Origin of the sequence: Clostridium beijerinckii, assembly GCF_008705175.1 — a bacterium.
GTDB lineage: Bacteria > Bacillota > Clostridia > Clostridiales > Clostridiaceae > Clostridium > Clostridium beijerinckii.
Genome location: NZ_CP043998.1, coordinates 5,044,228 through 5,057,250 on the forward strand (window position 1 = coordinate 5,044,228; position 13,023 = coordinate 5,057,250).

At 31.1% G+C, this 13,023-nt stretch carries 9 protein-coding genes; all 9 read right to left on the minus strand.

Going from position 1 to position 13,023, the window contains the following annotated elements; genetic code table 11:
• Nucleotides 1-8: 8 nt before the first annotated feature.
• Nucleotides 9-1,052: a galactose ABC transporter substrate-binding protein gene (locus F3K33_RS22675; RefSeq protein WP_039770051.1), complete on the minus strand. Its 1,044-nt coding sequence runs from the start codon at nt 1,050-1,052 to the stop codon at nt 9-11.
• A 56-nt stretch (nt 1,053-1,108) separates the two neighbouring features.
• Nucleotides 1,109-2,170: a galactose ABC transporter substrate-binding protein gene (locus F3K33_RS22680; protein ID WP_039770050.1), complete on the minus strand. Its 1,062-nt coding sequence runs from the start codon at nt 2,168-2,170 to the stop codon at nt 1,109-1,111.
• 374 nt (nt 2,171-2,544) lie between these two features.
• Nucleotides 2,545-3,603, minus strand: coding sequence for a galactose ABC transporter substrate-binding protein (locus F3K33_RS22685; protein WP_023973604.1), 1,059 nt, complete (start codon nt 3,601-3,603; stop codon nt 2,545-2,547).
• Between the two features lie 77 nt (nt 3,604-3,680).
• Nucleotides 3,681-4,661 carry a substrate-binding domain-containing protein gene (locus F3K33_RS22690; RefSeq protein ID WP_039770048.1) on the minus strand — a complete coding sequence of 327 codons (981 nt, stop codon included), beginning with the start codon at nt 4,659-4,661 and terminating at the stop codon, nt 3,681-3,683.
• Nucleotides 4,661-6,469 (minus strand): sensor histidine kinase, encoded by a 1,809-nt coding sequence (locus F3K33_RS22695; protein WP_039770047.1) that lies wholly within the window; start codon nt 6,467-6,469, stop codon nt 4,661-4,663. Before F3K33_RS22695 ends, F3K33_RS22690 begins: the two co-directional genes overlap by 1 nt.
• Before the next feature lie 11 nt (nt 6,470-6,480).
• On the minus strand, nt 6,481-8,097 hold the full coding sequence (locus F3K33_RS22700) for a response regulator (RefSeq protein WP_023973607.1): 1,617 nt from the start codon (nt 8,095-8,097) through the stop codon (nt 6,481-6,483).
• Nucleotides 8,098-8,433: 336 nt separating this feature from the next.
• Nucleotides 8,434-9,660: a galactose/methyl galactoside ABC transporter permease MglC gene (gene mglC / locus F3K33_RS22705; RefSeq protein ID WP_017212605.1), complete on the minus strand. Its 1,227-nt coding sequence runs from the start codon at nt 9,658-9,660 to the stop codon at nt 8,434-8,436.
• A 205-nt stretch (nt 9,661-9,865) separates the two neighbouring features.
• Nucleotides 9,866-11,365 (minus strand): sugar ABC transporter ATP-binding protein, encoded by a 1,500-nt coding sequence (locus F3K33_RS22710; RefSeq protein WP_023973609.1) that lies wholly within the window; start codon nt 11,363-11,365, stop codon nt 9,866-9,868.
• 88 nt (nt 11,366-11,453) lie between these two features.
• The gene (locus F3K33_RS22715) at nt 11,454-12,524 is read right to left on the minus strand and encodes a galactose ABC transporter substrate-binding protein (RefSeq protein WP_017212607.1); all 1,071 of its coding nucleotides are present in this window, start codon (nt 12,522-12,524) and stop codon (nt 11,454-11,456) included.
• Nucleotides 12,525-13,023 lie beyond the last annotated feature (499 nt).

Here is a 13,023-nt window from a genome sequence, read left to right on the forward strand (position 1 = left end):
TTTAATTCTTACTTCCCCATGTATTCATGATAAGGCAAGCGAATTGAAACTCCTGTCTGATCAAATTTATATTCTGTGTCATAAAGCGGGTTTTTATTAGAAACCAAATTAATTCCAACACTGTAGAGGGCTTTAGCTAATTCATACGGGTCCTGCAAAACAGACCCTGTCATTATTCCTTGTTTAATTAATTCCTGTGCTTCTGGTATTGCATCAACGCCTACCACCGCTATATTAGGAGTCTTACCGCCCTTATTATAGCCATATTCTTGCAATGCTTTAATTGCACCTATAGCCATGGAATCATTATTCGCAATTATAGCCTCAATTTTATTTCCATACTGCAAAAGCAATGTTTTAGTAACATTCCTAGCTTCTTCCTCATTCCAATCACAAACCCTTAATGCAACTTCTTGAGTCTTTATTCCTGAATTATTAATTTTTAATATAGAGTATTCTGTTCTTTTAATTGCCTCTAAATTATTTTGTTCCCCCATTAACATAACATATTGAAGTATCTCATCTTTATTTTTATCCATTGCTGTTTTATTTTTATTCCATGCATTTATAATAACTTTTCCTTGTAATAGTCCGGCTTCCTCAGCCTCTGTTCCTATATAGCAAGCTTTATTATAAGATCTTATAGAATCTATCGCAACTGGTTCCCTATTAAATAGAATTACTGGAATATTAATTCCTTTTACTTTATTAATAACTGACTGTGTACTCGTTGTTTGGACTAGATTTACTAGCAAAAGATCAACATCTTGTTTTTCAATTAAATTATTAATATCTTTATCCTGTATAGATTGATCATTCTTCCCATCATAAAAAATAAATTCAATGTTTCCTTCGTTCTCTTTTTGTATTTTTTCTAAATTTTCACGAACTAAAGAAATATAAGCATCATCAAATCTATATAATAATACAGCTGCTTTAATAGGCTTTCCTTCAGCAATTCCTGAACTCGCCATGATATTACTTTGATTAATGCTTATTAGCATAGCTGCTGCAATCATGATAATAATTATGGTAGTTATTTTCTTAGACATCTTATACTAATCCTCCATATTTTTTATTATAAGTTATTTAATCAACTTAAATAACCTTAGATATTATCATTACTTATATATCCTTTGTAAGGAATACGAACTGCAACTCCTGTATCATCAAACTTATACGAAGTTCCATCAAGTGGAGGTCTACCATTAACCAAATTCATTCCTATAAGATAAGTCGCTTCTGCCATGCTAGCTGCATCTTGAGGAACAGATCCAGTCATAATTCCTTGATTAATGAGCTGTATCGCTTTCGGTATCCCATCTACACCAACAATTGGTATTGTCCTATTTTTATCTCCACTATTATATCCATACTTTTGCAATGCCTCAATTGCACCTATTGCCATAGCATCATTATTAGAAATTATAACTTCAATTTTATTTCCATTCGATAAGAATAATGCATCCATAGCATCTTTAGCTAAGTTTTCTTCCCAATTACAAACTCTCAAAGCAATTTCTTCTGTTTTAATTCCTGCATCATTGATTGATAAAACAGAATACTTAGTTCTTCCAATTGCCTCCAAGTTATTACGCGGTCCCATAAGCATAACATATTGCATTATATTATCTCCATTTTTATCAATAATTGTTCTATCCTTATTCCATAAGCTGGAAAGAAGTTCACCTTGCAGTATTCCCGCTTCGGCTGGATTTGTTCCAACAAAATAAGCTTTACTATATGATTTTACAGTTTCCATATTTAGTGGTTCTATATTGAATAAACCTAAAGGTATATTTTTTTCTTTGACTCTATCTACAATTGTCCTCACTCCTGTTAGATCTACTAGATTCAGTAATATAATATCTGCATTTCCTGCATTAAGTATTGAATTAACATTTCTGTTTTGTAATGATTGATCATTCTTACAGTCATAAAAAGTAAATTCAATATTCCCTTGATTATTTTTCTGAATCTCTTCAAAACTTTGCTTAAGTAAGGCGGTATATGGATCCTCCAAAGTACGTAATAATACGCTTGCTCTTACTGGCCTTCCTTCCGTGGCTGTTAACTTGGTATTGGCAACTACTTTATTAGAATTTAATAATAAATTTATTATCATAACCATAATAGTGAATAATACCAATATCTTTTTAGAATTTCTCATTTTTATCCTCCGTTGATTTATCAAATAGCTCCCTACTCTTCCTAGCATCTCGATACTTAAGGTTCCTACGAAAATAAACCTATTTTCATAGTACCTTGCAAAGACTTTGCCTTTATGGTCAGTTTCTATACATAAAAAGCACATTAAATTTTATCTTTATTTCTTAAATCATTTATTTTATTATGTGTGTAATAAAGAACTTTATACTGGTATAAGGCATATTGAATATAATCTAACTATAGCTATAGATCCTGCTGATAAAAATTTATAAAAATAGAAGTATGCTTATACAAAAAAGGAAGTAAATCGAAAAAGACTTACTTATTTTTTTATAATAAATATACTTCTACATTATCTATACATAATATATAATTTTATTTATTTTCTATATATAAATCAACATTATCACTAGTAACCTCTGCGTGTGGAGTCCTAATATACTTTCCTTTCTCAAGTCCATCTATGGAATTTACATTTCCATGAGAAGCTAATGTATATGCAAGATTGAAGATCGCATTTGCCTGTTTTTTCGAATCGTTTAAAATAGTTCCTATCATAGATCCATTTTTCACTGCCTCTAACGCTTTAGGAAGCCCATCAATTCCTACAACTAGTGGTTTTTTACCGCCTATATTAGCATCATTTATTGCATTTATTGCTCCAAGTGCCATTTCATCATTATTACTAAATACAACTTCAATTTTATCTCCAAAACTTTTAATCCATTGTGACATCTTTGTTGTTGCCTGAGCACTTTGCCAATTTGCTGTATCATCAGCTAATTTCTCTAATTCAATTCCATTTTGAGTTATAGTTTTGATGCAATATTCCGTTCTAATTAAGGAATCTTGGTGTCCCTGCTCTCCTTCAAGCATTACATACTGGATTTTGCCATCTCCATTTTTATCTACCATTCTATTGTCTTTTTTATAAGCATTTATAATGATATTTGCTTGCATCTCACCTGATTGCTGAGCATCTGCTCCAACGTAATAGAGCTTATTCCATCTTTCCATATCTTCCTCTACTGGTTCACGATTAAAGAAAACAATTGGAATATTAGCTGATTTTGCTTTATCAATGATCATAGATGCCGCTGTACGATCAACCATATTTACGCATATAACATCGTAATTCTGCGCAACAAATTTATCTACTTGATTACTTTGGTTAATTAAATTTCCTTTAGCATCTGCAACATTCACAATGATCTTATATTTACCTTGATTCTCCTTCTCTTTTGCTATATCCTCAATATTCTTTGAAATTTCTGATATGAATGCATCATCTTGTTTATATAAGGTTACACCTATTTTTATTTCCTTAATATCATTACTATAATTTGCTGATTTCACATTTGCACTACAAGATGACAATACATTAAAAATTGAGACTACTGTTAAAAGCCCTGATAATTTCTTAATTAATCTCACTACAATCCCTCCACCATATGATTCCATCAAGCACCACAATACATTTATACAAAAGTTCATCCTTGCATTTATGGTGCTTATCTAACAAATGGGAATAATAATCTTTGATTTTCTTCCGAATACATATTTTTTGTATTTATAACTGTTGAAGAGATAATGTTATTGGGCATATCTTTTTTATTAATCTTATATACTGCTGATTTTATACTTAGATATCCTACATTAAATTCATTTTGAATAGCTGTTGCACTAATAACCTTATCTTCTAAAAAAGAAAGAATTTTGCTTGTACTTCCTGTCCCATATATCTCTATTGATGCTTTTTCTTTGTTAATACCCATTACATCCTTTTTAGCTTGAGAAACATTCTCTAATAATCCTGCATCAAATGTAACCACAACATCAATATTATTGTTCTCTAACAAACTTTTAGCTTGATTATAATAAGTAGTCTGCTTATCTTCTGAAAAATCCCAAAATGTACATTTGTTATCTGTTCGATTCATAACACTCATGAATCCATTATATCGTTCCTTTACACTGCTGCACTCTAAGTTGTTTTTGATTATTAAAATATTCTTATTCATATCTCCGTTCTTTATTAATTCTTCCCCCAAGCTAGATCCAAGCTTATAGTTATCACAAGAAATACTGGGCTGAGCATGTTCTGATTTTATAGTAGAATCAAATAATATAATTGGTATCTTTTTTCTAGCATTTTCTATTGGTTCTGCCATTTTCTCATAATCTGCAGGCGATATAATTATTGCATCTGCCTTATTTTTTATCTCTCGTTCTATAAGTTCTTTCTGTTCGTCAATACTATTATCTTCCGACAAAGTAACAAAACTTACATTAACATTCATTTCTGAAGCTGCCTGCTCTATACCCTGTCTCATTATCATTAAGCTTTCACTGTTTCTTCCTCTAGTTATAATTGATATGTTGTATATCCTTATATCTTTTTCATGCCACAATGTATTATTTAAGAAAAGTAAAAAAGATAATATTAATAGCAAAAATAAAGTAATAAAAATTTGCTTCCTTTTTCTCTTCACTATTTATCTTCCTCCCTCTTTCTAATTTCATAAAAATCTATACATGGCATGTGAATGCGAACTGTTGTCCCTTCATCTGGTTCGCTATAAATTTCAAGTCCATATCTCTTTCCAAAATATAATTGTATTCTTTCATTAACATTCTTCAAACCTATACCAGAGCTCTTCTTTTCAATCTTGCTTTCACCTGTTAAAAGGCTATCCGCAACATCTTGCAGCATTCCAAGTCCGTTATCTACAACATCGATATATAACTCACTATCTTTTGTATATGCCTTTACTAAAATTTCACCATCTCCCCCCATAAATTCCATACCATGATAAATTGCATTTTCAATTAGCGGTTGAATAATTAATTTAATACTTCCATAATTAAGAACTTTCTCATCAACTTCAATATTATATGTGAATTTATTTTTATATCGTATATTTTGTATGGTCAAATAATTTCGTGCATGCTCAATTTCATCTCTCACTGTTATTATATTTTTGCCTTTACTTAAGCTTATTCTAAAAAGTTTTGCTAACGCAGTTACCATAATTATTGCGCCATCATAATTTTCATTTTCTATCATCCATATGATTGAGTCCAATGTGTTATATAAAAAATGGGGATTAATTTGTGCTTGAAGAGCATTAAGCTCACTTTTTCTTTTTGATTCTTGTTCAATCATTATGTTATCCATAAGTGTATGCATTTGGTTGACCATAGAACGAATTGCTTTTCCTAAATGCTGAACTTCATATGATCCACTTATCGAAATATCTACATCTTTTACTCCATTTTCCAATTTCTTTACACACTTTTCTAACAATCGTATTGGGTTAGCTATTCTTGAAGAGACAAACATATTAAGAAATACAAGTATAAAGATAGCAAAAGACATAATGAACACAGCAAATATACTCATTTGATAATAATCTGAAGTAATATCTAACATTGGTGTAATTCCAACAATTCTCCATCCAGTGTATCCAACAGTTTTAACTGTAACTAATCTTTTTTCTCCTCTGAAAGTTTCTATATGATTTCCATCATCATAAGCTGCTTCAATTTTATTATTTTCATCTATTAAATCTGAATAAATCAATTGCTGCCTAGGATGATAAATAATTTCGCCTTCTCTATCAACTAGATAAACATATCCTGACTTTCCTATATTTGCATTTTTACATATCTGCTCTATTCCACTAAAATTTATATCAACTAACAATACTCCAGATGTTGTTTTCTTATTATTAGTAAGTTCAATAGCCCTACTTAATGATACGACCCAACGATATTTATAATCTGGATCTACAAATAAATTTTGAACATGAGGTGTTGAAAAATGTAAATTTTCTTTCTTATCTATCGCTTTAGTAAACCAATCACTCACTCGTGGATCGATAGAGCTTTTTAATTGTTTTACAGGAGATGCCGCTATAACTTCCCCATCTTGCGAAAAGGCACATATGCTTATAAGTGAATCTTTATTTGTTTCATACAATAAGTCCATTTCTTTATCTATGGTATCTGTAGCCAAATCTTTCTTCTTAATTACATTGTAATAAGTGGTGTCAGACACTTTCATCATATTCCTCAGATAAGAATCTAAATTCAAATTTACTTGATCTAACATAGATTTATTATGCTCAGATACCATTTCTTCAGTGGAAGTTATAAAACGAAAATATAGAGCCCCTCCAACAGTAACCATTCCTATAACTGCTATTACGGTAAAAGAAATTGATATTATATGTTGTATACTTCCGCTGTTAACGTAATTTATTGTCTTCTGTATTTTTCTCTTAAATAAATTAAGCATAGTAAATCAACTCAATTCTTTCTATACTTTGATGGAGATACTCCAAACTGTTTCTTAAAAACATAACTAAAATAATTAGCTTCTGGATATCCAACTTTTTCCGCTATCATGTATGTCTTATCATCTGTTGTATTCAAAAGTTTAACTGCTTCTTCTAAACGTGTTGCTGTGAGATAATTTACGAAGCTTGTTCCTGTTTCCTTCTTAAACATTGTAGAAAAATATGTTGGACTAACATGCAATTTAGAACATAATTTTTCTACCGAAACATCATAATCACTATAATTTTCTTTTATATATTGTTTTGCTTTTTCAATAAGCATCATAGATGAATTGATTCGCTCTCTTTTAATATAACTATTTATCCTAATAGCTTTTTCTATAATCCATTTTTTGACTTCATGAATAGAATTAAAGGATTCTAAATAACTGTATGCATTAAAATTTTCACCAAAAATTTCTTCTATATCAAATGCATATGTTTGAACAAGTTTTAAAAGTGACGTCATAATTTCCATAAGATAAATTCTATATTGATTAAAAGGCAATAATAAATCTTCTGTTTTCTTAAACAAACTATCAATTGCCTCTGAAATTTCATCCTCTGAAGAAATTTTTATTGCATTTAACATCGATCGTTCTTCTTTCTCATCAAGTTGTAGCTGGATTGAATTATCTGGCTCTACATCATCAATATAAATAGCCTTTCCAGCTCCTAATATAAATCTATAATCTAATGCATTTTGTGCAGTTCTATATGAAAAACGTATTTGCGAAGGATTACTATAAACATACCCTATTCCTGCAGATATTGTTAAACTCATAATTCTCTTATAAACCTTACAAACCTCATTTATACCTTTTATAAATAATAATATATCTTCCTTTTTTTCAAAGTTACCCATAACTATTACCATACCAGAATAAATAAAACTAATAAATTTACAATACTTACCCATATTTTCATCTACAATTTTCTTAATAGAAATTGGTGTAAGTGCTGATTCCTTTTGCCCCGAAAAACTATTTAAGTTTTCTTCAAAGGATAATGTTCCATCTGCCTGAATAATCCCTACTGTTAAATGCTTATACTTGAATTCTATTCCCAGCTCCTCCATTTGTTCATGCCATTGTTCTTCATTTATCCTGCCTTCAATTGCACCAACTAAAAATTGTTCTCTAATTACTGGTAGACTTTTAATATAATGCTTATAAAGTGTTTCTAAATTTCGTTTTTCGTTATATTCACGATCGAGCTGTTCTTTTAACCTCACTAAAACTTCTATAAGTTCTGCTGAGTTAATCGGTTTCAGAACATATTCAACTACATTTATCTTTATTGCTTTATGAGCATACTCAAAATCATCACATCCTGAAAATACAATAATTTTTGTAGATGGCATTAATTCTACCAACTTCTTTCCTAGTTCCAACCCATCCATAAATGGCATTTTAATATCCGTCATTATAACATCTGGCTGTAGTTTTTCTGCTTTTTCCAAGGCATCTTGTCCATTCTCGGCATCACCAACAACTATAAATCCATTGGCTTCCCAATCAATCTTTTTTATGATTCCAAGACGTATTTCTTCTTCATCATCTACAATCATAATTCTATATAAATTCATTTAACTACCTCCGATAGATGAATTATTTAATAAGGCACATGAAAATAAATAACAATTAGAACTGCCATGAATATTTTTTATTAGCCAAGGAGACAAATTACTCTCATATCAGGTCTATTAGGGCACTTTGGCAATAAGTTATGATTAAAAAATACTGACAGATAGATTTGTTATTTTTTGATTATGCCTAAATACTATTATACATTATGTATTAAATTATTACTAGCACGAGTGCTAAGGCTTACCAATTTGATTATTATTTAGAAAATAAATAAAATACAGGCAAATCTTTAGCTAAAAAACTAATGATTTGCCTGCATTTTATTTATTTAATAATTATTTTCTTCTGTATTTTGCCATATCTATTGCAACTGCAACTGCTATGATGATACCTTTTATAACTTGTTGCCACATAGGACTTACCGCTATAAATTGTAATCCATATTGGATAACAGTAAAGATTAAAACACCACTTACTATTCCACCAACTTTACCAACACCACCATTTAATGAAACACCACCAACAACGCACGCTGCGATTGCATCAAGCTCATAACCATTACCATAGTTATTTGTTGCACCAGCTGTTCTAGCTGCTTCAAGTACGCCACCAACACCATATAAAAGTGATGCGAAGATGAATATACCCATAATAGTTGCAAATACATTTACTCCAGAAACTACTGCTGCTTCACGGTTACCACCAATAGCATATACATTCTTACCAAATACAGTTTTATTTAAAATAAACCAAACTAGAATTATGAATACTACAGCAATTGGAACTAGAATTGATATTCCTGGGAAACTTCCAATTTGAAATAATTTTGTTTGTCCAAGATCTATAAAGTCTTGACGAATACCACCAATAGGTTGTGATTTGTTTGGAGGTAAGTCAAAGTATAGAGATGTTACACCATATACTATAACTTGAGATGCCAATGTTGCAATAAATGGATGCATATCATATTTTGCAACTAAGAAACCATTAAGAACTCCAAATATAGCACATCCAACTATTGCTAATAATATTGGAATAATAACTGCTAATTGTGGCATATTAGGGAAGAATCTATTTGCATAATCAGGGTTTTGCAACATTGAAGTTGATATTACAGCTGCAAGACCTACCATACGTCCTGCTGATAAATCAGTACCAGCAATTAATAATGTAAAACATATTCCTAAAGCAACAATCATTTTTGTTGATGATTGTGTCAAAATATCTAGAAATACAGCATATTGCATAAAACGTGGTTGAATTATCATAATTACAACTACTAGTAATAATAATGCTATAATAATCGCATTATCTGTAAAGAAATGTTTTACAGTCTTTGATGAAAAAATAACATCCATGTCTGCATTCTTCTTATCTAAAAACTGTTTTGCGCCATAAACAAGTAATGCTATACCAACTCCACCTACATAAATTGGTAAATCATAAAATACACTTGGATCTAAAATAAAATTAAAAACAATTCCTAAAGCCACCAAAAAAGCACCAATACCTAAAAATATTTTTCCAAAGCCTTTTCGTGAAACTATCTTCTCTCCACTCATATTACATACCTCACTTTCTTTCTCTCCTACCAAAATCATTTGTTATAAAATTTCATTTATCCAATACCTAGCATCCGTAATATTTTCACCTCTTTATAAGTAGGATAAAATAACGACTGCACACTTAAGGACATAAGTTCAACTAAAATTCAGCTATGGATTAACCCTACCTGAATTAAGTCCCACTTGATAAAGGAGATATTTCTTATTGCATAAATTTTGTAGCAAGATTCATAACTTTTACTGAATCTGCTTCACTTTGATCTAAAATTCCAGTAACCTTACCTTCACACATAACCATAACTCTATCTGACATACCAAGCAATTCTGGCATTTCAGAAGAAATCATAATAATTGACTTGCCCTTCTTAACCAATTCATGCATGATCGAATAGATTTCATACTTAGCTCCAACGTCAATACCTCTTGTAGGCTCATCCAATATAAGAATATCTGGATTTGTAAGAAGCCAACGTGCAATTAAAACTTTTTGTTGATTTCCACCTGAAAGATTTTGAATCAATTGTTCCATGCTTGGTGTTTTAGTTCTAAGTTCTTGATTTGACTGCTTTGCAGCTTTATATCTCTTTGCTTCTTGCAAAACTCCTGCTTTAGCATATTCTTTTTGACTTGCAATTACAGTATTATCTAGTACTGAAAGAATACCAAATATACCAGTAGCACGTCTTTCTTCTGTTAACAGTGCAAAACCATACTCTTTTGCATCTTTGGGGATTTTTATTTTTATAATCTTCCCATCTTTTTCTACAGTACCAGAGGCTACTTCACGAAGTCCAAATAAAGCTTCGACTAATTCTGTACGTTGTGCCCCAACAAGACCACCTATTCCTAGTATTTCACCCTTATGTAAATCAAAGCTTACATTTTGGAATGATTTTTTAATTGGAGAACAAAGATTTTCTACCCTTAATACAACATCTTTACTTGGTGTATATTCTCTTGGTGGAAATCTATTAGTCATATCACGACCAACCATACGATTTATAATTAAGTCTGTTGTAAGATCCTTAGCATCCCAAGTTCCTACATACTGACCATCTCTCATAATTGTTACTTCATCTGATATCTTAAGAATTTCCTCCATCTTATGGGATATGTATATAATTGCACAGCCCTTATTTTGAAGTTGTTTTATTATCTTAAATAAATGCTTAGTTTCATTTTCTGTTAATGATGAAGTCGGTTCATCCATAATAATAATTTTAGAATTATAGCTAACAGCCTTTGCTATTTCAACTAATTGAAGATTAGATGGTGAAAGTGTTCCCGCTAATGCTTCAGGATTTATATCTAACTCAATTTCTTCAAATAATTCCTTTGTTTTCTTAATCATAGTTTTCTTATCAACAGCAATTCCTTTCATTGGAAATCTGCCAAGCCAAATGTTTTCCATAACTGGACGGAAACGAATTGGGTGCAATTCTTGATGTATCATTGATACACCTAAATCCAATGCTTGTTTTGAAGTATTTATCTCCATTTTCTTTCCATCTAATATGATCTCTCCACCATCTTCATGATAAATACCAAATAGACATTTCATTAGGGTTGATTTCCCAGCACCATTTTCTCCCATTAATGCATGGACACTTCCCTTGCGAACCTTCAATGTTACACCATCTAATGCTTTTACTCCTGGAAATACCTTTGTTATGTTATTCATCTCCAGTACATATTCACCCATACAAGCATCCTCCTTTTCTAAATAATAATTCAGGGATGGGGATTTTTTATAATCTCGCATCCCTGACAATTTCTATGTCAGATATATCTTATTTTAAATAATCCTTGTAGTTATCTTGAGTAACTTTTACATAGTCAATCCATACATATTTTCCATCAGTTACATCAAATCCAATATTTTCTTTATTAATTTCTTTACCTTGAGCAGCTGCTAAAGCTATATTAACTGTAGCCTTACCTTGGTTTTGTGCATCATTTAGAACTGTTCCAAGAAGTGATCCTTCTTTCATAGCTTGTAATGCTGGTGCTGTTGCATCAACTCCAACTACTGGAATATATTTAGATGCATCACCTTTGTTATATCCTTCAGCTTTTAATGCTTCTACTGCACCAAGAGCCATATCATCATTGTTACAAAGAACTGCTTCTATCTTATCAACACCTTGGCCTGTCATGAATGCTTTCATAAGGTCAGTAGCTTTTGCCTTGTCCCACATTGCTGTATCAGCAGCAAGTTTTTGAGTTTTTAATCCTGCAGCTTCAATAGCTTTTATAGAATATTCTGTACGAAGAGTAGCATCTTGATGTCCTGGTTCTCCTTGAAGCATTACGTATTGTACCACTCCATCATGATTCTTGTCTGCTTCTGGATGTGCTTTGAAGTAATCAGCTATAATTTGACCTGATAAAGTTCCTGATTGTTCTGCATGTGCACCTACATACCAAACCTTATCATAGCTATCCATATCTGCTTTTTCTGGCTCACGATTTAAAAATACGATTGGAAGTTTTTTAGCTTTTGCTTTTTCAATGATAGGACCTGCTGCAGTTCTATCAACTGGATTTATTGCTAAAGCGTTTACACCTTTTGTAATAAATGTATCAACTTGCTCATTTTGAGTAGGTTGTTTATTTTGTGAATCCACTAGTTCAATAGTTGATCCTTTTTCCTTAGCTTCACCTTCCATAGCAGTACGAACTCCGGTCATGAAAGTATCATCAAATTTATATATTGCAGAACCAATTAAAGTATTTGAAGATTTAGTACTTGTTTGTGCATCCCCTCCAGAACTTGCACTCTTATTTGCTCCACATCCTGCCATTGTTGCAACTATAGCTGCTGACATTACAATTGTTAATAGACTCTTAAACCTTTTCATTTTTACCCCTCCATATTCTTATCTAAATCCTAAAACAAAGACTCAAATTTGTTCTTCGTTTACATTACTAATTATAGGGATTTTATCAATTAGTCTCCATACGAAATTCTTCACTTTTTTATCGAATTTCTTAGATGTTATAGATAAACTAACTATAATCTATACTTATGCGTATACCACACCGAAATGAATAATATACTTTTATTCCAGTTTCTAGGCAATTCTGATGGGTGATTCTAATGCCATAAAGTTGCCCCCAAAGTGCTAGCCTCAAAGAACTAGCTTTGAACTAGCACATTTGGAACAACTTATAGCCAAAGAATCACATCCCTCAAAATTACCAATGAAACATTCCACAAAAGTATATTCCCCATTTCTAGTTTTGATATATTTCATATCCTATATAGTTTATGATTGTGTTATCTATAAACAACATATAACTTATACTTATGGGATAACTTACCTAAATCATAAATATTTTGATTCCGAAAAACTATGA